This is a genomic window from Streptomyces sp. YGL11-2, assembly GCF_050054615.1.
Taxonomy (GTDB): domain Bacteria; phylum Actinomycetota; class Actinomycetes; order Streptomycetales; family Streptomycetaceae; genus Streptomyces.
In genome coordinates, this window is the sequence record NZ_JBNHIN010000007.1 from 243,906 (window position 1) to 264,045 (window position 20,140).

The 20,140-nt window shown below is 72.9% G+C and carries 14 protein-coding genes; 8 read left to right on the forward strand and 6 right to left on the reverse strand.

Translation table 11 applies throughout. From position 1 onward, the window contains the following. Positions 1-78 precede the first annotated feature (78 nt). Together ACO1BR_RS11395 and ACO1BR_RS11400 are read right to left on the reverse strand one after the other, a co-directional pair. Entirely contained in the window at positions 79-1,941 is a 1,863-nt protein-coding gene (locus tag ACO1BR_RS11395; protein ID WP_426794915.1) for a hypothetical protein, read from the reverse strand. Positions 1,942-2,199: 258 nt separating this feature from the next. Beyond that, the gene (locus ACO1BR_RS11400; protein WP_426794916.1) at positions 2,200-3,594 is read right to left on the reverse strand and encodes a transcriptional regulator; all 1,395 of its coding nucleotides are present in this window, start codon (positions 3,592-3,594) and stop codon (positions 2,200-2,202) included. Positions 3,595-4,072: 478 nt separating this feature from the next. Between ACO1BR_RS11400 and ACO1BR_RS11405 the strand changes: the two genes are divergently transcribed. The 6 genes from ACO1BR_RS11405 to ACO1BR_RS11430 all read left to right on the forward strand — a co-directional run bounded on the left by ACO1BR_RS11405 (position 4,073) and on the right by ACO1BR_RS11430 (position 12,489). Then, positions 4,073-4,744 carry a bifunctional DNA primase/polymerase gene (locus ACO1BR_RS11405; RefSeq protein WP_426794917.1) on the forward strand — a complete coding sequence of 224 codons (672 nt, stop codon included), beginning with the start codon at positions 4,073-4,075 and terminating at the stop codon, positions 4,742-4,744. 118 nt (positions 4,745-4,862) lie between these two features. Further along, complete coding sequence (locus ACO1BR_RS11410; RefSeq protein ID WP_426794937.1) at positions 4,863-5,678, forward strand: ABC transporter ATP-binding protein; 816 nt, start codon at positions 4,863-4,865, stop codon at positions 5,676-5,678. Continuing rightward, a complete protein-coding gene (locus ACO1BR_RS11415) occupies positions 5,675-7,294 on the forward strand; it encodes a transporter (protein WP_426794918.1) in 1,620 nt (539 codons plus the stop codon). The genes ACO1BR_RS11410 and ACO1BR_RS11415 overlap by 4 nt, the downstream gene beginning before the upstream one ends. Before the next feature lie 611 nt (positions 7,295-7,905). Further along, on the forward strand, positions 7,906-10,218 hold the full coding sequence (locus ACO1BR_RS11420; RefSeq protein ID WP_426794919.1) for a hypothetical protein: 2,313 nt from the start codon (positions 7,906-7,908) through the stop codon (positions 10,216-10,218). Beyond that, on the forward strand, positions 10,208-11,470 hold the full coding sequence (locus ACO1BR_RS11425) for a hypothetical protein (protein ID WP_426794920.1): 1,263 nt from the start codon (positions 10,208-10,210) through the stop codon (positions 11,468-11,470). The genes ACO1BR_RS11420 and ACO1BR_RS11425 overlap by 11 nt, the downstream gene beginning before the upstream one ends. 377 nt (positions 11,471-11,847) lie before the next feature. Further along, complete coding sequence (locus ACO1BR_RS11430; protein ID WP_426794921.1) at positions 11,848-12,489, forward strand: hypothetical protein; 642 nt, start codon at positions 11,848-11,850, stop codon at positions 12,487-12,489. A 113-nt stretch (positions 12,490-12,602) separates the two neighbouring features. On the opposite strand, the gene ACO1BR_RS11435 is transcribed toward ACO1BR_RS11430, so the two are convergent. After that, the gene (locus ACO1BR_RS11435; RefSeq protein WP_426794922.1) at positions 12,603-13,478 is read right to left on the reverse strand and encodes an alpha/beta fold hydrolase; all 876 of its coding nucleotides are present in this window, start codon (positions 13,476-13,478) and stop codon (positions 12,603-12,605) included. Positions 13,479-14,031: 553 nt separating this feature from the next. Further along, entirely contained in the window at positions 14,032-14,724 is a 693-nt protein-coding gene (locus ACO1BR_RS11440; protein ID WP_043265676.1) for a metal-dependent transcriptional regulator, read from the reverse strand. A gap of 254 nt (positions 14,725-14,978) precedes the next feature. On the opposite strand from ACO1BR_RS11440, the gene ACO1BR_RS11445 reads away from it, so the two are divergent. Then, complete coding sequence (locus ACO1BR_RS11445; protein WP_426794923.1) at positions 14,979-15,746, forward strand: SIS domain-containing protein; 768 nt, start codon at positions 14,979-14,981, stop codon at positions 15,744-15,746. 82 nt (positions 15,747-15,828) lie between these two features. On the opposite strand, the gene ACO1BR_RS11450 is transcribed toward ACO1BR_RS11445, so the two are convergent. Then, entirely contained in the window at positions 15,829-17,196 is a 1,368-nt protein-coding gene (locus ACO1BR_RS11450) for a PAS domain-containing protein (protein WP_426794938.1), read from the reverse strand. A gap of 635 nt (positions 17,197-17,831) precedes the next feature. Further along, entirely contained in the window at positions 17,832-18,467 is a 636-nt protein-coding gene (gene pdxH, locus ACO1BR_RS11455) for a pyridoxamine 5'-phosphate oxidase (protein ID WP_426794924.1), read from the reverse strand. A gap of 471 nt (positions 18,468-18,938) precedes the next feature. Here pdxH and ACO1BR_RS11460 point away from each other — a divergent pair, with 471 nt between their 5' ends. Next, positions 18,939-20,033: a citrate synthase 2 gene (locus ACO1BR_RS11460; RefSeq protein WP_426794925.1), complete on the forward strand. Its 1,095-nt coding sequence runs from the start codon at positions 18,939-18,941 to the stop codon at positions 20,031-20,033. Positions 20,034-20,140 lie beyond the last annotated feature (107 nt).

Here is a 20,140-nt window from a genome sequence, read left to right on the forward strand (position 1 = left end):
CCGGGGCGGGCGGTTCCATCCGGCCGGGCGGTTCCATCCGGCCGGGCGACCCCTAAGCCGCCCCGTCCGTACGGTGGTTCACAGCTGCTCGGGCTGATGCTGCGTCAGGCCGTACTTCTGGGCGATCGGGTTCCAGATGCCCGCCGCCTCCTGCTTGGCCTTGGTCGCGTCGCCGCTGGCCGCGTTGCCCTGCCCGGCTTCCTTGCCGCCCTTGGGGTGGCCGTCGTCGCAGCCCTTCTTGCCGGCCGCCTCGTCGGCCCAGGCCGCGTAGTGGTTGTCCGCGGCGGCCGAGGACTGCCATGCCTTGGTGAGCGCGGCGGTCAGCTGGGCGCTGTTCGGGATCTTGTCGACGGGGAGCTGCTGGAGGCGGGTGACCAGGTCGTTGCGCTGGCCGGCGGCGGACCGCAGGTCCTTGGCCGCACCGTCGAGATTCGTGCAGCTCTTGATGTTCTGCACCGCGCCGATCACCGAGGAGCGGCTGTTGTTGCTGTCACCGAGGAGCGCGTCCAGCCCCTTGGCCTGGGCCTCGGCCGGGTCGCCGGTCGCCTTGGACCCGTTGTCCTTCGCCGACTTGGCGGTGCTCGTGCCGGGGTCCTGCTTCTTGCCGGGGTCGTCGCCGCCGCTGCCGCTGAGCGCCCAGCCGAGGCCGAGTCCGGCGCCCGCGAGCGCCACGACGATCACGCCGATGATCACGGCAGGGGGGAGCTTGCCACGTCCCCGGCCGCCACCGTCCTCGTAGGCGGCGGGCTGGTCGAGGCCGCCACCGGGCGGGAACTGCTGCCCGTAACCCCCCTGTTGGCCGTACGCCGGGCGGCCGGGGTCCTCGAAGCGCGGCAGCTGCGCGGTGGAGTCCGACGCGGGGACGGCGCCCGGCGCGGCCGGCTCGGCGCGGAACAGGCCCTCGAACTCGGCGGGCGTCACGCGGGCGCCGGGGGCACCGGGAGCGGCGGCGTACGGGGCGGCACCGGGCTGCGGGGCGGGCATGCCGCCGCCGACCGGCGGGAGCAGCTGGGTGGCTTCGGCAGCGTCCGTTGGCGCCGCGCCGGGCATCGGCTGGAACTGCGGCAGCGGCTGCCCCTGCGCCGGGCGCTGGTTCTGCCGGACCGGCCGCAGCAGCTGGGTGGACTCGCCGGCCGCCTCGGGCGGCAGCGCGGCAGCACCGGAGGGGCCGCCGGTGACGGGGGGAAGGACGGTGGTCGCCTCGTTGGCGGCGGGCGGCAGCGGCGCACCGGTCTGCCGGGTCGCGCGGACCAGCTCACCGGAGGCGGCCGACGGGTCCGCGGCCCGCGGCCCGAACGGGTCCGGATGCTGCGGGTACTGCTGGGCCGGGGACTGGGCGGCGGGCGGTCCGCTCTCGGGCGGCAGGGCGCCGAACGGGGCCGCGGGAGCGCCGGGCGCGCCCTGGTCGGCGAACGCCTGCTGCGAGTCCTGCGCGCCGAAGGGTATGAGGGCGGTCGCCTCGGCGTCCGCGGCGGCGGGCGGCAGCGGCGCGCCGGCGTGCTGGGCGGCGGGCGCCGGGGCCTGCTGCCCGGGCGCCTGCGGCGGCGTCGCGGGCGGCGCGCTCGGCATGGGCGGCAGCGACTGCTGCCCCTGCGGGAAGCCCTGGTTCTGCGGCGGCAGGGAGGCGGCGGGCTGCTGCTGCGCCTCCGGGAGCGGGGCCGGCGCCGGGGCGGCCGGGTGCAGTCCCGGGGACGGGGCGGAGGGGAAGCCGTGACCCGGCGCCTGCCCGTACGGCTGCGGCTGCCCCTGCTCGTATCCCGGTTGCTGCGCGGGCGGCTGCTGGCCGGGGCCCCAGGGCTGGCCCCACGGCTGTCCGGCCGGCGGCGCGGCCTGCTGGTCGGGCGCCCATCCGTCGCCGCCGCTCGCGGGCAGCACTACGCCCTCTCTGGCCGGGCCGGCCGCAGGATTCTGCGGGTCGTGACCCTGTCCGCTCTGCGTCACCGGGACTCCTACCATCGTGCAGACCTACGGGATCGTCGGCTGCACGCTACCGGTTCGCAGCGACATTCGACCATGTGTCCAGGTCACCACCCCCTCGGCCCCCACGGGCGCCGCCCGGGCGCGCCGTCCGCATACGGGGCGGGCCGGAATCCCGGTCCGCCCCGGCAGCGGAGGGCCGAACGCGCCTCGCGCCCCCTCCTCCTCTCTGTCCTGTTCCTCGTGTCTCCGCTCTCTTCCGCGGCGCTCCTGAGGCGTTGCTCACGCCGCCGCGGCGCGCAGCTCCATTCGTGCGGCGAATTCCCTTACGACGGGTTCGTCCTGATACGGCTCCAGTCGCTGCTGGAAGTCGTCCAGATATTCCGTGCCCCGGTCCGAGCGCAGCCCGGTCAGCAGCTCCACCGCCTGCGTGCCCGTGTGACATGCCTGCTCGATCTCGCGCTGCTGCACCTGGGCGCTGGCCAGCAGCACCATCCCGATGGCCCGCCGCCGCGCGCGGTCCGTCGGATGGCCGTCCAGCGCCTCCTTGGCCCGCTGCCCGGCGGGTCCCGGCTGCCCCAAGTCACGGTGGCAGTGCGCCAGTTCGTCGGCCAGATACGCCCGGTCGAAGTGCCCGATCCAGTCCGGGTCGTCGCCCGTGCCGGCGGTCGCCTCGGCGCGCTCCATCGCGGACAGCGCCCGGCCGGCCACCGTCTGGAAGGCCCGGCCGTCGCCCAGCAGGGCGTGCCCGCGAGCCTCGGCCGCGCAGAACATCGCCTCCGCCCGGGGGGTGACCTGCCCCCGCGCGCCCTCCTGGGCGGCCCGCGCGAGCTGTGCGATCTCCCGCGGATTACCCAGCGACGCGGCCAGATGACTCATGCTGGCGGCGAGCACATAGCCGCCGTAGCCGCGGTCGCCGGCCGCCTGCGCCAGCCGCAGCGCCTGGATGTAGTAGCGCTGCGCCAGGCCCGGTTGGCCGGTGTCGACGGCCATGTAGCCGCCCAGTTCCGTCAACCGCGCGACGGCGGCGAAGAGTTCCCGACCGACCGCCTCGCGATACGAGCCCGCCAGCAGGCCGGAGACGACGCTGTTGAGGTAGTGCACGACGACCGGGCGGACGTGCCCGGCGCCGAAGCGGTGGTCGAGCTCACTGAGCGCCGTGGTCATGGCACGCACCGCGGCGACGTCCGAAATGCCCACTCTGGCACCGGCGTTGCGGGCGACCTGGGTGTCCGCCCCGGTGATCAGCCAGTCCCGGCTGGGCTCCACGAGCGCGGAGGCCGCGACCGTCGAGCCGCTGAGGAAGTCCCGGCGCCCGACGTCGCTGCGCCACAGCTCGCAGACCTGCTCGATGGCCCCGAGGACGGTCGGCGAGAACTGAAGCCCCACCCCGGACGCGAGGTTCTTGCCGTCGGCCATCCCAATCTCGTCGATGGTGACCGTACGTCCCAGTTTGCGGCCGAGTGCCTCCGCGATGACGGCCGGGGCGCGGCCCCGTGGCTGTTGCCCGCGCAGCCAACGGGCCACGGAGGTCTTGTCGTAGCGCAGATCGAGACCGTGCTCCGCGCCGCACATGTTGACGCGACGGGCCAGCCCCGCGTTGGAGCAGGCGGCTTCCTGGATGAGCGCTTGCAGCCGCTCATTGGGCTGGCGCGCGACGAGTGGCCTGGCGGCCATGTGGTACCCCCTGTACTGCTGTTACTGCTGCGCGTTCACCGGCGAACGCCGTTCCCCGCGATCAATTCCCCGTACATATCCCGGATATCCGAGACATCCTGGATATGCGGGGTACGAACCAGGGCCGTGCGCTTTGCAGCGGATGCACGGGATACGAGGCGAATTGCACGAAGCCCGTGCGCCGTCGAGCGAAGTCCCACGGCCGAAGTCCGAGGTGCGAAGCGCTGATCCACGAGAGGGGAAGGCGTGCGGTGTCCGTGCACCGGTCGCGGCGCCGCGGCGCAGAGCTCCCCTTTTGCCCGCGGGCTGCCGCCGGGCGGCCTCTCCGCCCGTCATGCAGGTGGCTACCCGCTCCCCGGCCCCCGGCCGCATACGCGCCCCCATCGATGCATCCATGCGCCCCACGTGCGAGAACGATGCGCCGGGGCTGTCACCCGTTCGGCCGTAACCGTTGGTGACAGGGGCAGTTGTCCTCTGCGTGGAAGAGACCATCGGAGTCACAGGAGCCTCGCAGATCCCCAAGCAGCGCGGCGAGCAGCTGCTCGACACTGCGGTGCGTTACGCGGAAGAACGCCACTGGGACGTGTTCCCCGGCGCATGGCTGGAGCACGACGGCGAGCGGCCGCGCTGCTCGTGCGACGCCGCCGGTTGCAGCTCGCCCGGCGCCCATCCGACCGCGCCCGGCTGGGCCGGTCTGGCCAGCGGCACCGCGTCCGCCGTCCGCCGGATGTGGAGCAAGCAGCCGCACGCGTCGATCCTGCTGCCCACGGGCCGGACGTTCGAGGCGCTCGACGTTCCCGAGACCGCCGGGTGCCTGGCGCTGGCCCGTATGGAGCGGATGGGGCTGACCCTCGGCCCGGTGACCCGCACCCCCGATCGCCGGATGCTCTTCCTCGTACTGCCCGGCGCCGCGGCGAAGGTGCCCGACATGGTGCGGAACCTGGGCTGGGCGCCGGCCGCCCTGGACCTGATCTGCCGCGGCGAGGGCGAGTACATCGCAGCCCCGCCGACCCGCATGGGGCCGCACGGCTCGGTGCAGTGGGCGCGCCGCCCCACCGCCAGCAACCGCTGGCTGCCCGACGCGGAGGAGCTGATCAGCCCGCTGGCGTACGCCTGCGCGCGGGACGCGGCGGCCGCCCGGAGCCGCTGATCCACAGCCCCCGTCGGGGTGTCGGCGCCTGCCCGTATCGTGGACACGGACGGGGGTCACGACCGGGCCCCTGCGCGGGGACGTCGAAGGGCAGGCCGTGGCCAGCGAACCGGAAGAAATGCACGAACGGGACGGGTCGGTCACGACCCCGGGCAGCGCCGCAGGCGGCCCGCCCGCCGTCCGCATCGAGGGCCTGTGGAAGAAGTTCGGCGAGCAGACCGCCGTCCACGGCATCGATCTGACGCTGCCGGCGGGCCACTTCATCGGTCTGGTCGGCCCCAACGGCGCGGGCAAGACCACCACCCTGTCCATGGTGACCGGCCTGCTGCGGCCGGACGCCGGGCTGGTCGAGATCGGCGGGCACGACGTCTGGCGCGACCCGGTGGCCGTGAAGTCCCGGATCGGCGTCCTGCCCGAGGGGCTGCGCCTCTTCGAGCGGTTGTCGGGACGCGAACTCCTCGGCTACATAGGCAGGTTGCGCGGTCTTGCGGGGAGCGAGGTGGACAAGCGGGCCGACCAGCTGCTCGACGTCCTCGACCTGTCCGGCGCGCAGCACAAGCTCGTCGTGGACTACTCCACGGGTATGCGCAAGAAGATCGGGCTGGCCGCCGCGCTGCTGCACAACCCCGAAATCCTCTTCCTGGACGAGCCGTTCGAGGGTGTCGACCCGGTGTCGGCGCAGACCATCCGCGGCGTCCTGGAGCGCTACACCTCCTCCGGGGCGACGGTGATCTTCTCCAGCCATGTGATGGAGCTGGTCGAGTCCCTGTGTGACTGGGTCGCGGTGATGGCCGCCGGGCGCATCCGGGCACAGGGTTCCATCGCCGAAGTGCGCGGCGACGCACCCTCGTTGCAGAACGCCTTCCTGGAGCTGGTCGGCGCGAACCGCGGCGCCGGGAAGAACCTCGACTGGCTCGGCGGCGGCGCCCGATGAGCACCGCAGCCGCCCCCGCCCCCGCGTCACCGACCGCCGTCTTCATACGGCTCAAGCTGACGCTGCTGCGCAACGGCCTGCGCCAGTCCGCCGGGCGCACCGCCGCGTACGTCATCTCCTTCGTCGGCGCGCTGGTGTTCGCCGCCGGTCTCGTGGTCGGGCTGATCGCGCTGCGCGGCAACGCCCATGCCGGCGCGCTCACCGTCCTGCTCACCGGGATCCTCACCCTCGCCTGGGCGGTGATGCCGCTGTTCTTCCCCGCGGGTGACGAGACCCTCGACCCGACCCGGCTGGTCATGCTGCCGCTGCGACCGCGCCCTCTGGTCCGCTCGCTGCTGGTGGCGTCCCTGGTCGGCATCGGCCCGCTCTTCACGCTCACGCTGGTCACCGGCTCGGTCATCTCGGTCGCGCACGGCGCGGCGGGCGCGACCGTCGGCGTACTGGCCGTCGTCCTGGTGGTACTGGTCTGCGTCACCCTGGCGCGGGCCGTCGCCACCGCCTCGGTGCGGCTGCTGACCAGCCGCCGGGGCCGCGATCTCGCCGTGCTCAGCGGCCTGTTCATCGCGATCGGCGCCCAGGCCGTCAACCTCGCCGCCCGCCGGCTGGGCAGCCCGGACGGCCTGTCCATGCTGGAACCGCTGCGCAACGTCCTGCGCTGGGTGCCGCCCGCCTCCGCGATCAGCGCGGTCGACGACGCCGGCCACGCCGCCTACGGGCGCGCGGCGGCCGGCCTCGCCCTGACCGCGGCGGCCCTGGCCCTGCTCCTGTGGTGGTGGCAGCGCATGCTGACGACCCTGATGACGGCGCCGGACTCCTCCACGCTCCAGACCGCGGACAAGGACGGCGCCCGCCGCTCCGGCAGCGGGGAGCGCGGCCTCGCGCGACTGCTGCCCGGCGGCCGTACGGGCACGGTCATGCTGCGTTCGCTGCGCTACGCCTGGCGCGACCCGAAGTCGAAGATGTCCTGGGCGTCGGCGCTCGGCTTCGGCCTGCTGGTCCCCATCATCTCGGCCGTCCAGGGCAACGGCAGCATCTACACCGCCTTCTCGTCGTCCGCGCTGCTCGGAATGATGATGTACAACCAGTTCGGGCAGGACACCTCGGCGTTCTGGATGGTGGCCTCGACGATCTCCAGCGCGCGGGACGCCCATCAGGAACTGCGAGCCCGCGCGGTGACGTTGGCGCTGGTGGCCGTCCCGTACGTCACCCTGGTCGTGCTCGGCACCGCGGCCCTCGTCGGCCCGTGGTCGGCCTTCCCGCAGGTCTACGGCCTCTCGCTGGCCCTCCTGGGCGCTCTGCTGGCCACGGGAGCGATGGCCTCGGCGCTCTTCCCGTACTCGATCCCCTCGGAGGGCAACAAGAACGTCGCGCCCGGCCAGGCCGGCATCGCCTGGATCAGCCTCTTCGGCGGCTTCCTGACGGCCGCCGCGCTGTGCCTCCCGTTGATCGCGCTGACCGTCTGGCTCCATATAGCGGGCATGCAGAGCCTGTTGTGGGTCCTGCTGCCGGCCGGCGCGGTATACGGGCTCGGCATCGCGGCCCTGGGGCTGCGCCTGGCCGCTCCCCGGGTGGTGGCCCGGCTCCCGGAGATCCTGGCGGCGGTCAGCAAGGGGTGAGGCTGCGGGCGCTCGGGCGCCCGCTCCTCGTTTTCCTTGCTCTCCCCGTTCTCCCCGTTCTCCCCGTTCTCCTTACTCTCCTCGTTCTTCCTTGTTCTTCCTTGTTCTGCTTGTTGTCCTTCGTTCTCCCTGACATCAAGTTTGGTTGAGGCCCCTGGGGTTCGGGGTGTCGGCCGGCCGCCCCGGCCGGCACCCCATCCGCCCGCGTCCCGGAACTTCGGTCAGGTCTGCTGGCGCTGGGTCTTCCTCATCAACGTCCCGATCGGCCTGACCGCCCTCCTCCTGGGCGCCCGCCGCTTCCCGCGGGACACCCCGCAGCCCACCCGCCGACCAGACGTGCCCGGTCTGCTGGCCCTCTCCCTGAGCCTCGCGCTGTTGATCTGCCTGACCCCCGTACGTGGTACGGCTCTCCCCCCACCCCCGAACCCACCCCCCGCCCCCTCCCCCGAAGGGGGAGAGGGGGAGGGGGCGGGGGAAGCGCCCGTCCCGGCCGCTGCCTCGCCAACCCCCAGCTCACGGGCTTTGCCGGGAAGTTATCCACAGGGTTCACCGGCCGGCGTGCGGGAGCTGTAGCGTCGTGGCGACAACACGAACGAGGGGTGGTGGGGGCGGTGCTGCGCGCCGGAATCGTGCTGGTGACGGGCTGGTTGGCGGTGCTCTTCGCCGCCGGGGCGGTGCACGCCGCGCCCGTTGCGCCGGACACCCCGACCCAGGCCGCGTATCTCGCCGAGCAGCTTCGGGACAATCCGGTCTATATCAGCGACGAACTGCCCCGCGTGGTGCCACGTTCGACGGCACCCGCCTTCGCCAAGGAAGCCCGGCGGCTCGGCGTTCCCACGTACGTGGTCATCCTCCCCTACACCTCCGTCGGCGGCCTGGATTCCGGTCTGCTCGCCCAGGTCCACGACCGGCTGGGGCGCAAGGGGCTGTATGTCTCCCTGTCCGAGCTGGGTTTGGACAACGTCCAGGCGTACGGCGTGAGCGTGCCGGGCGCCGACGACGCCCGCACGGCCACCATGTACGAAATGCCTCACGACGCCACGCCCCGCGAATCGTTCCAGCGCTTCGTCGACGTGCTCACCTCGGGGCAGGCGCATCAGCGCGCCGAGCAGGGCCGGGACGAATACGGCGGGGCGTACAACTCGCACGAGCCGCCCAAGTTGCACACCGACTCGGTCGACCGTCAGAACCAGAGCTTTCTCACCGGCACCGTGGTCGCCGGAGTACCGCTCGCCGCGCTGCTGATCACGAACTACGCGATGCGTCGCCGCCGCGCCCGCCGCGCCGACGGTCCGACCGGACCCGGTGGATCCAATAGTTCCAGCGGCTCCGGCAGTTCCGGCGGCTCCGACCGCGGGAAGAAGAACGCCACCACCAAGTCGCCCGACGCGAAGGTGAGTTTCGCCAAGGAGGGCGAGCCGAAGAAGGCCGGTGGGGCCAAGGCCGGCGCTACGAAACCAGGCGCCGCCACGACCGGCAGCACGAAACCGGGCAATACGAAGGCGAGTCACACAAAACCCATCGGCACAAAACCCATCAGCACGAAACCCAGCAGTAGGAAACCCGGCGCCCCCAAGGCCGTCAGTCGCCCCGGCCGCACCGCCTCCCGCCCCGGCCCCGGCCCCGGCAAGCGGTCGTTCGCACCTGAACGGTCGTTCCCTCTCGGGCTGGGTGCGCTGGTGCTGGCCGGGCTGCTGGCCTTCGGCGCGTCGCTGGTGTTCCACGACACGACCTCGGGCGACGGCTCCGTTCCCACGGCCGCCGATATGCGGGCCCGCGCAGACCGGGTGGCCGACGGTCTGCGGCACGACCCGCTCTATGTCGACCCCGAGAGCCCGTCCCCCCTCGACACTGCCCAACGCAGCCTACTGCGCGACCAGTTGGGCGCACTACATGTCCCGACGCTGGTCACCGCCCTGCCCACGTCCATGGACGACGAGTCCGGCGGCCGTACCGAACTGCTGGCGAAGTCGCTGCACGACCGGCTGCGGCGCAACGCCCTCTTCGTGTTCGCCAACCCGACGTCCGGCTCCATCGACATCGTCAACTACGGCACCCACGTAGACGCCGCATACCTCTTCGACCGCCCGCACGACCTCCAGTACAGCGGGGGCGACGGCTCGACGCTCGGCCCGCGGCTGAGCAAGCTGCTCACGTACCTCGACAAGGCCCCGGTGTCCACGACCGCGGGCTCTCCGGACGCGCCGTCACCGGCGGCCGATCCGGTGGCTGCGCAGAAGCTGCCCGGACTGTTCACCAGCGACTTCGCTCCGGGGCTGTTCAGCGGCTCCCTCGCCGCCCTGCTGTTCTTCGGTCTGGTGGTGGCGGTGTGGGTGATCGTCCGGTGGCTGACCGGGCTACGCCGGCCGGCGGGTTCCGGCGTGCCGTCCGAGGCGCCGGCGGAGCCCACGTCGGCGTGGTTGCGGCGTACGGCCCAGCAGGAGGTCGCCGCCCTCACCACCGCCCTGGAACCGACCGCGATGGCGGAGGAGTCCCGGCGCCGCGCGTGGGAGTGCCTGGATGCCGCCGCGCTGCTGATAGACGGCGACAGCGACGGCCGGATCGACGCCGATGCCACTCCGGTCGGGCTCGCCTGTGCGATCACGCTGGCGCGGGTCGGCCGGGCCGCCGTCCAGGACCCGGCCGCCGCGGAGTACGTCTGCCACCGCAATCCGCTGCACGGTGCGGCCACCGAGCGGGAGCAGAAGCGCCCGGCCGGCGGCGGCAGGCCGGTGTCGCTGCCGGTGTGCGCGGCGTGCCGGGAGAAGCCCGGTGCGGTGCTGCGGCTGCGCGGTTCCGACGGACACGGGCGCCAGGGCTACGCCCCGTACTCCACCCTTCCGGGCCCGTTGGCCACGCTCGCCGACGGCGCCCGAATAGATCAACTCACCCGCGACGTACGGGAGTACTTCGGTGTCCAGTGACCCTCGTTGCCGCCGTCCGCTGCGGTCCGCCCTCGCCGTCGGTGCCGCGTCCGTCGCGCTGCTGTTCTGCGCCGCGGCGCCGGGGACGGCCGCCGAGAGCCCCGGGCAGAAGATCGCCGACGCGCTGCGCACCTCTCCCGTCTATGTCGACCCGTCCCTCTCGTCGGCGGTCGGGCCGGACGATCAGCGCAGGCTGGTGACCCAGATCCAGCAGACCCGTCTGCCGATCGAGGTCGTGCTGGTGCCGCTGGTCGAGGGCGACAGCTGGGGTGGCAAGTCGGAGCAGCTCGCCCAGGTGGTGCACGACAGGATGGGCGGCGGGCCGGCCATCCTCATCACGCCCGGGAGCTATCCGGACGACATCGCCGCCGACGAGTGGCCCTCCAACGCCCACCAGGCGGGGCGCGCCGCCGCCTCGGTGTTCTTCGACGATGCCATGAAGGGCGCGGGGCTGACGAAGCGCGTCTCCCGTGCGATAGACATCATCAAGGCCGGCGACGGCGACGAGGTCTACGACCGGCTCACCGCCCGCTACGGCACGTCGTCGGGCGGCGGGACGGCGAAGAAGCCCGCCGCGCACGGCGGTTCGCCGGTGGTACGGATCGTGGCCCTGGTCGCCGGTCCGCTGCTGGTGCTGGCCGCGGCCTGGCTGCTGCTGCGGCGCCGCTCGCGGCTGCGCGATCTCGCCACTCCGTTCGCGATGCCGCGGTCCGTCTTCGCCGCCGCCCACAAGGCGGACGAGGACGGGCTCCGCGACCGGGCCACCGAGGAGGTGGTGCGGTTCGGCGAGGAGGCGCGCGCCGCCGAGGGCGATCCGGCGGGGGTCGAGCGGGCCCTGGACGCCTACTCCGCGGCCGGCACGGTCCTGGACCGCGCCCGCGGAGTCACGGACCTGGCAGGCGTGTTCGCGCTGATCGCCGAGGGCCGCGCGGCGCTCTCCGCTGCTCCGGCCACCCTCCCGCTGTGCTTCTTCCATCCGCTGCACGGCCCCGCCGTGCGCCGCATACCCTGGCGCCCCCTGGGCCGCCGCGAGCAGCTCCGGGTCGCCGCCTGCGACACCTGCCTCCGCGCCGTACGAGCCCGCCGCGCGCCCGAGGTACTGACGCAGCGTCTGGATGGCCACCTCGTCCCGTACTTCGAGGTGCCCGCCGAGAAGAGTCTCTGGGCGGCGACGGGTTACGGGTCGCTGCTGTCAGGGGACTCGCTGGCCGCGCATGTCCAACGGGGCGACTTCACCCGGACGTTGGACTGACGTCCGGCGCAACTCCCCGCACCCGGACGGCGACAGCTCACCGTGCCGATCCTCTGGCATGTCGGGAGGCGGCGCGAGCGTCGCTGGAGAGCAGTCGGGCGCAGTCTTTAGCGAGGAATTACCTTTACGGCGCCGCGCCTGCGGCAATACTGCTGAATCCATGCACAATTGGGCGGCGGTACATCCGTACCGCCGCGGGTGTTTCGCAAATATTGCGGCGAATCCCCCTGTGTATCCCCCTGAAAATCCAGCTGACTTGCTGGTTCTGCGTTTCGGCATGGCGCGAACGGCGCTCTCATGCTCCGTTCACACAGCCGTTCGCGGGCACCGGGCAACTGTGCTGCGCAACGGGGGAGAGCACCGGTTAGGGGTACGTTTTGCTGCACACCAAGACCGCATGGCTGCGCGCCGCCACGCCCGTTGCCGTACTGGCCCTGACACTGACCGCCTGCGGCGGCCACAAGGGCGCCTCGAACGGCGCGGCCGGCCCGAGCCCGGACCAGCAGAAGAGTTCCGCCGATTCCGCGACGAAGTCGGATAAGAGCGCGACCGCTCCGGCTGCCGGGAATGCGCTGAAGCCGGGCCAGAGCGGCACCGGACAGTACAAGGAAGAGTCCGGAAAGGCCACTTATGAGGTAGCGGCGCAGAAGGTTCACGTCGGAACCGAGGCCGAGGCGCAGAAAATGGTCCAGGACCCGAAGGGCGCCAAGGGCCTGGTCGCCGCCACCGCGTACGTGAAATACACGAACAAGGGGCCCGGCGTCATCAAGGGCCTGGCGAAGGCGGACGTCGGCGCGCAAATCTATGCGGACGGCCAGCGCGGCGGCGTGCTCATCGGCGCCCCGCACAAGCTGCCCGGCTGCGAGGACCCGGTGGACATCGACAACTGGAAGGTCGGCCAGAGCCACGTCATCTGCACGACCTACATGATCCCCAAGGGCGCCAAGGCCCTGGTGGTCCACTGGGGCGACGAGGGCGCCCCCCACCCGCTCATCTGGAAGTTCGACAACGCCGGCTGACGGTACGGCGGTTACCGATACCGCTCGCCTGTGCGGCAGGGCCCCCGGGGAGCCCTGCCACACGGGCCGCGCCCTTCGGGGCGCCGCAGCCGGGCCGGGGCCGGTCCGCCGGGTCAGGAACGGGCCGCCGCCGTCCGCAGAAACGGCTCGATCACGCGACACCAGGCGTCCGGCTGCTCCCAGGGCAGCAGATGCCCGGCGTCGGGGATTTCGGCGTACTCCCCGCACGGCAGGACTCGGACCATCTCCTGGGCCTCGGCGCGGCCCAGCTCGGCGTCCAGGCCGCGCACCACGAGGGCGGGGCACTGCACCTGCGCGAGCTCCTCCCAGTGCGCGTCATGCACCCAGGTCTCGCGGGCGCTGAGCATCTGGCGGCGGGAGAAGACCGGACGCCAGCCGTCGGCGCGCTCGGCCATCACCTCGGCGAAGAACTCCCCCCGGGCCGGCCGGGGCCGCTCCAGGATCGGGTCGTCCTCGCCGAACCACCGCCGAACGTCCGCGAGGGTCGCGAACGGCACCGGCCAGGAGCGGAACCACTCCATCCACTCCCGCTGCGAGGCCGCGCCCAGCGCCGAGGCGCGCATATCGCAGATCACCAGCGCACTGACCAGATCGGGGCGCCGGGCCGCCAACTGCCACGCCGTCAGCGCACCCATGGCATGGCCGACCAGGGCGACCGGGGCCAGTCCCAACTGCTCAACGGCGGCGATGGCGTCGTCGACATACGCCCCGCGGTCGAACGGGCCCTCGGCGGGCTTCTCGCTGCGGCCGTGGCCGCGCTGGTCCAGGGCGACCGGGCGGTGCCCCGCGCTCAGCCGGCGCGCGGTCTCCGCCCAATGGGACGCCCGCCCCATCAGACCGTGGAGCAGCAGCACCCCCGGGCCGCGCTCGCTCCCCTCCGACCCGCCACCGCTCTTGGGCGGGTCGGTGAACTCCCAGGCGGCGAGCCGCACGCCGCCGGACCCCGTCACGTTGATACGCCGCACCATCTGTCCTGGCACCCCCAATCGTCCCCTGGCCAGCCCCGTACGCCTCACACTATCGAACCTCTATTCGAACGGACCGCTGTCGCGCCCAATACCCCACTTTCGAGTGACCTTGCTCAGGGATTGGCCGCGCCCACCACGGGGAGACATCTGCCGGGAGGCGGGCCCTACCGGGAAGGGGGCCCGTGGGGAAAGACCCTGGGAGCTCGGGGCTCCGGGTCTTGGCGGGGGGACATGGGGAGGCAGGGCCCCGGCTGCTCGCAGCGCCGGGGCCCTGACCGTCCCCGATCGGACTCAGTGGACGCATCCGAGCCCCCTAGGCCGTCAGCGCATCACGCGTGAGTGACGACGCATGGCCATGCGTCTGCGCCAGGGTGACACGAGACCGGCCGTACCGCACTGATTCGCACAACTTCATTCATCGCGCCGGACGTTGACGAGCCCGCCGAACCGCGCATCGGCGCAGCTCAGCGGGCTCGCGGGGATCTTCGGAAGGGCGTGCGAAAAAGCGGAAAAGCGCCGGTCCACCCAGCGCGCCGGCCGCCCGGCCGATCGGTCAGCGCTTGGCGACGAAGACGTGGCCTGCGATCTCGGCGTCCAACTCGGCGGCCTCGCCGCTGCTGCCGACCAGCACACCGGCCGGGGACTCCGTCACGCTGACCACCGCGCCCGGCTGCACACCGGCCCGCCGCAGGGTGTACATCAGCTGGGCGTCGGCCTGGATGGGCTCGCCGATCCGGCGCACCACGACCGTCTTGCCGTCGGCCCCGGCGTCCAGGTCCATCAGGCTCACCATGCCCGCGTCCAGGAACGGGTCGGCCTCGGCCTTCTCGCCCAGCTCCTCCAGCCCCGGGATGGGGTTGCCGTACGGGGACTCCGTCGGGTGCCGCAGCAGCTCCACGACGCGGCGCTCGACCGCCTCGCTCATCACGTGCTCCCAGCGGCACGCCTCGGCGTGCACCTGCTCCCACTCCAGCCCGATGACGTCGACGAGCAGGCACTCGGCGAGGCGGTGCTTGCGCATCACCCGCGTCGCCAGCCGCCGGCCCTCCTCCGTCAGCTCCAGATGCCGGTCGCCCGCAACCGTCAGCAGGCCGTCTCGCTCCATGCGCGCCACCGTCTGGCTGACCGTCGGGCCGCTCTGTTCGAGCCGCTCCGCGATGCGGGCGCGCATGGGGACCACACCCTCCTCTTCCAGTTCGAGGATGGTGCGGAGATACATCTCCGTGGTGTCGATCAATCCGGACATGCGTGCCCCTCGATATGTCGTGCGGTGGCCCTGCATCCAATTCTGACGCATCCCACCGACATCGGTGCCTCCCCGTCCGCGCAGCGGACCGTGCCGGACGGGGAACCGGTGCACTGACCGGCGTATTGACAGCGCACTGGTCCAGACCGCAACGTGATCCGCGCCACTGATCCGCGATGCGGCGAACAACCCGGCGAACGACCCGGCAAAACCGGCGAAGACGCGACGACGACCGACGAGAGGGGCCGGCTGGAATGGCTGAGAGCGACCGGAGCGAGGGGCTGGCCGACAGGTACTTCGACGCCGCCATCGATCTGCTGCGGCAGGTCCGCGACGCGGAGGGGGACCGGATCACCGCGGCCGGGCGGCTGATCGCCGACACCGTGGAGGCGGGCGGCCGGATCTTCTCCTTCGGAGCCGGCCACTCCTCGCTGCCCGCCCAGGACACCGTCTACCGGGCGGGCGGCCTGGCGGTCATGAACCTGCTGTCCGTACCGGGCGTCGTCGGGGTGGACGTACGGCCCGCGACGCTCGGCAGCGCGCTGGAGCGGGTGGACGGGCTGGCCGCGGCCGTCCTGGACACCAGCCCGTTGGAGGCCGGCGACGTACTGGTGATCATCTCGCTCTCGGGGCGCAACGCGCTCCCGGTCGAGATGGCGATCAACGCGCGGGCGCTCGGCATCAAGGTCGTCGGCCTGACGTCGGTGGCGTATGCGGAGGAGACCAAGTCCCGGCACTCCTCGGGGACGTACCTCAAGGACCACTGCGACATCGTCCTGGACAGCCGGATCCCGGTCGGCGACGCGGAGCTGACCCTGCCCGGCATCGAGGCGCCGTTCGCGCCGGCCTCCACGGTCGTCACCAGCGCGATCATGCAGGCGGTGGTGGCGACGGCCGCCGGCACCCTCGCCGAGCGGGGCGTCGAGCCGCCGCTGCTGCGCTCCGGGAACGTCGACGGCGGGCACGAGTGGAACGGCCGGGTGATGCGGGAGTACGCGGACCGGATCTTCTACCGGCACTGAGCGGACCCGGGCGCCGCCCACGCCTTCAGTGCCCGTCGAGACCCTAGGACCCTTCCGGCCCTGACCCATCGGACAGCCGCCCCTAGGCCCCCGCGGCGCCCGCCAGGTCCAGTGCGGCGGCGACACGTGAGGCGACCTCCTCGGCGTAGTCCGCGTCGGCGCGGTCGAACGGGCGCCGCGACGGCACCCGCAGGAACGTCGCGACGCCGAGGGTGCGGCCCCTGCTGCGGAGCACCACGCACAGGCCGTGCACCGTGCCGTCCGGCCAGTTGCGGGCGGCGGCCCAGCCCTCGGCGGGGGCCGGGCCGGCGCTGGTCCGCACCGAGCCGCGCCGCGCGTACGCCTGGAGGGCCGGGTGGCCCGGTACGTAGGCCACCGGGATGCCGGTCGGCGGGACCGCCTCCGAGGGGCCGGGCGAACCGGCCGGGGAGGCCAGCGCCCGCACCAGCCGCGGCGGGCCGCCCGTACCGCCCGGGTGGGACTCCCCCGCGCCCGCGCCCTCCTCCAGGGGTGCCCGGTCCGCGTCCCACTCGGCGTCCGCGTCCACCGCGCCGTACGGGGCCGGCGCCGGTGTCCTGGCGAGGTCGACCAGGGCGTGGTCGGCGAAGCCCGCCAGGGCGAAATCGAGGTGGACGGCGGCAGCCTCGGCCGGGTCGGGGCACTCCGCGGCGGCCCGCCCCGCCCGGTGGAGCTGGTGGGCGCGGAAGCGCAGCAGGGAGTTGTCCTGTTCGGCCCGCTTGGTGTCCGTGACGTCCTGGAAGAGCCAGGCGACGCCCAGCGGAACCGGCTCCTCCGCCAGCGGCGAGGCCAGCCGGACGAAGCCGCTGCGCCAGCACCGCCGCGGGAGTTCGGCCTCCCCCTCGCGCAGCGTCACCCACAGTTCGGCGACGGCCGGCGGCGCGCCCTCGGCGAGAACGTGCTGCAGCGCGCTCTCCAGCTCCTCGACGCCCTGCACCAGCAGATCGCCCAGCGGGCGGCCCAGCAGCGCGGTACGTCCCACTCCCAGGGTGCGGGCGGCGTGCGCGTTGACGACCGCCGGCCGCAGATCGGCGTCGATCAGCACCACGCCCCAGGACGCCTCCTCGAAGAGCGCCTCGCTGAGCGCGATCGCCCGCTCCAGGTCTATCTGGGCGTGCACCTCGCTGAACGCGCAGTAGGCCCCGGCGACCCCGCCGTCGGGGCGACGGACCGCGGACGACTGGGTGCGGACCAGGACGCGGTGGCCGTCCTTGGTCAGCAGGGCGAACTCGTGGACCTGGCGGCCCGGGGAGCGCATCGCGGCGGCCAGCGCCGCCTCGATCCCGTCGGCGTCCTCCTTGCGGACCGCCCAGCCCGCCAGCCCCCTACGGCCGACCGCCTCGTCGGCGGTCCAGCCCAGGATGCACTCGGCCTCGTGGTTCCAGTGGGTGACCGTGCCGTCCTCGGTGAAGGCCACCAGGGCGGCGTCCATACCGTCCAGGAGGGCGGCGAGCAGAGCGGAGTCGTCGTGGTCCGGAGGCCGGTCGGGGGCGCCCTGCGCGCCGGCCGGCGGATATGCGGCGGCTGCCCCCTGGGAGCCGTCCGGCCCGGTCGCGGCGTGCCGCCGTGACGAGGAGGCCGACGAGGCAGAAGAAGCGGACGAGGCAGTCACTGGTACCCCTTACGAACGCGGTCGCACGTGCTCCACCTGGGAGCATTCAACTGGAACGTGACGTGGCCCACACCCGATTCGAGGAAATCGCCGACCCTGGCACAGGCCACCGGAAAATTCGGTTGTGCGGCGGCCGGCGGCTTCCTAACGTGTGGGGTACACGAGAAGGGAGGTGGTTCGGCAGATGATTTCGCACCGGACGCGTGAGGTGGCTGCGGGCTAGCGGCCCGTCGCTTCACCGAAGTGCAGCGCCGGACCAGCGCATACTGCAGATGCGCAGCCGGCCAATTCCCAGCAGTCACCCGACCCGCGGGCTGCCGGTTCGTCCGACCGGCCCTTCGCGCCACCGAGCGCGGAGGAAACAGCCCGCGGGTCGTCTGCGTTCCCGGCCCGGACCGCGGGTACGGGCGGCCCGAGCCGCGGGGGCCGACCGGTATGGACCGCCCCCGCCGCCGTCAGGGCGCCAGGCGCTCCACCCGCCACTGCCCGGCCTCGAGCGCTCCCTCGCGGACGTACCGCAGCCGGTCGTGGAGGCGGTTGAGCCGGCCCTGCCAGAACTCGATCGTCTCGGCGGTGATCCGGTAGCCGCCCCAGTGCGGCGGCGCCGGGACCTGCTCGCCCTCGGGATAGCGGGCCGCCAACTCCTCGTAGGCCCGCTCCAGTTCGTCGCGCGAGGCGACCGGTGCGGACTGGTCGCTGGCCCAGGCGCCCAGTTGGGAGCCGTGCGGGCGGGTGCGGAAGTAGGCGGCGGTCTCGTCGCGGCCGATGCGCTCGGCGGTGCCGGTCACGATGACCTGGCGGGCGAGCGGGTGCCAGGGGAACAGCAGCGAAACATAGGGGTTTTCGGCCAGTTCGCGGCCTTTTCGGCTGGTGTAGTTGGTGAAGAACACAAAGCCGCGCTCGTCGAATGCCTTGAGGAGCACGGTCCTTGAGCTGGGCCGGCCGGCCGCGTCAGCCGTCGAGACGACCATCGCGTTCGGCTCGTGCAGACCGGCTGCTGCCGCGTCCTTGAACCAGCGCGCGAACTCGTCGTAAGGGCTCGCGGCGAGGTCGGACTCGGCAAGTCCCTCACGGCGGTAATGCGCGCGCATGGAAGACGGATCGGGGGTCTCGGCGGAAGGCATGTCGGCGGGATGCACGGCCTCATCTTGCAGCATCCGCGCCACGCCGGGCAGCCGGGTGGGCTGGAAGTCTGCCCCTCGTCGCCGGTGCGTAACCCTCCCGTCGGCGAATTGACCAGTGTGCCGGACGTCACCCTTCCTCGCAGGTGATGAACCCGCCAAAATCATGGCCCGGCCCACTGTGGCCTCCGGACATCGGGAGTTATCGTGTCCGTCCTCAGGCCGCTGCGGCGCACCACTCGCGGCGGCCCCGTCCGCGGACCGACCCCCCGCGGACAGAACCGCCGCGTGGCCCCTGCCCCGGCGGGGCATCACCGGGGTGACCGGTACGGACCGCGAGCTGCCCGACACAGCCGCGTAACCGCACCGGCGCCGAACTTGACTCGACCGCACGGCAGCCGGTTCCGCCCGTCTGCCGTCCCCATCTTGAGGAGCCGCCTGATGTCCGACTTCGTTCCCGGGCTTGAGGGAGTCGTCGCGTTCGAGACGGAGATCGCCGAACCCGATAAGGAAGGCGGCGCCCTCCGTTACCGCGGGGTGGACATCGAAGACCTCGTCGGGCACGTGTCCTTCGAGAACGTCTGGGGGCTGCTGGTCGACGGGGCGTTCACGCCGGGGCTGCCGCCCGCCGAGCCCTTCCCGATCCCGGTGCACTCGGGTGACATCCGGGTCGACGTGCAGTCCGCCCTCGCCATGCTCGCGCCCGTATGGGGCCTGAAACCGCTGCTCGACATCGACGAGCGGACCGCCCGCGACAACCTCGCCCGCGCCGCCGTCATGGCACTGTCCTACGTCGCCCAGTCGGCCCGCGGGCAGGGCCTGCCGATGGTGCCGCAGCGGGAGATCGACAAGGCCGAGACGGTCGTGGAGCGCTTCATGAAGCGCTGGCGCGGCGAGCCCGACCCCAAGCACGTCAAGGCCGTCGACGCCTACTGGACGTCGGCCGCCGAGCACGGCATGAACGCCTCCACCTTCACCGCCCGGGTCATCGCCTCCACCGGCGCGGACGTGGCCGCCTCGCTCTCCGGCGCGGTCGGCGCCATGTCCGGCCCGCTGCACGGCGGCGCGCCGTCCCGGGTCCTCGGCATGATCGAGGAGATCGAGCGGACCGGCGACGCGGCGGCCTACGTCCGGCAGGCGCTGGACAACGGCGAGCGGCTGATGGGCTTCGGCCACCGCGTCTACCGCGCCGAGGACCCGCGGGCCCGCGTGCTGCGGCGCACCGCCAAGGAACTGGGCGCGCCGCGCTTCGAGGTCGCCGAGGCACTGGAGAAGGCCGCGCTGGAGGAACTGCACAACCGCCGCCCGGACCGGGTGCTGGCCACCAACGTCGAGTTCTGGGCCGCGATCGTCCTGGACTTCGCCGAGGTCCCGGCGCACATGTTCACCTCCATGTTCACCTGCGCCCGTACGGCCGGCTGGAGCGCGCACATCCTGGAGCAGAAGCGGACGGGCCGACTGGTCCGGCCGTCGGCCCGCTACGTGGGCCCGGGACCGCGCAGCCCGCGCTCTATCGAGGGCTACCAGTCCGCTTAGCGGTTGCTTCCCACGTTGTCGGGTGCGACGCCGTGGGGGTTGCTCGCCGTTGCGCCTTCGGCGCGGGATGTTGTCCGCTGCGCGGGGCTTTCGGGGTGCGGTGACGG

Excerpts from the sequence above, each read along its gene's own strand:
- ACO1BR_RS11400 (WP_426794916.1), bottom strand. The coding sequence starts at position 3,594 with ATGGCCGCCAGGCCACTCGTCGCGCGCCAGCCCAATGAGCGGCTGCAA.
- ACO1BR_RS11410 (WP_426794937.1), top strand. The coding sequence starts at position 4,863 with ATGCACGAACGGGACGGGTCGGTCACGACCCCGGGCAGCGCCGCAGGC.
- ACO1BR_RS11415 (WP_426794918.1), top strand. The coding sequence starts at position 5,675 with ATGAGCACCGCAGCCGCCCCCGCCCCCGCGTCACCGACCGCCGTCTTC.
- ACO1BR_RS11435 (WP_426794922.1), bottom strand. The coding sequence starts at position 13,478 with ATGGTGCGGCGTATCAACGTGACGGGGTCCGGCGGCGTGCGGCTCGCC.
- ACO1BR_RS11440 (WP_043265676.1), bottom strand. The coding sequence starts at position 14,724 with ATGTCCGGATTGATCGACACCACGGAGATGTATCTCCGCACCATCCTC.
- ACO1BR_RS11445 (WP_426794923.1), top strand. The coding sequence starts at position 14,979 with ATGGCTGAGAGCGACCGGAGCGAGGGGCTGGCCGACAGGTACTTCGAC.
- ACO1BR_RS11450 (WP_426794938.1), bottom strand. The coding sequence starts at position 17,196 with ATGGACGCCGCCCTGGTGGCCTTCACCGAGGACGGCACGGTCACCCAC.
- pdxH (WP_426794924.1), bottom strand. The coding sequence starts at position 18,467 with ATGCGCGCGCATTACCGCCGTGAGGGACTTGCCGAGTCCGACCTCGCC.
- ACO1BR_RS11460 (WP_426794925.1), top strand. The coding sequence starts at position 18,939 with ATGTCCGACTTCGTTCCCGGGCTTGAGGGAGTCGTCGCGTTCGAGACG.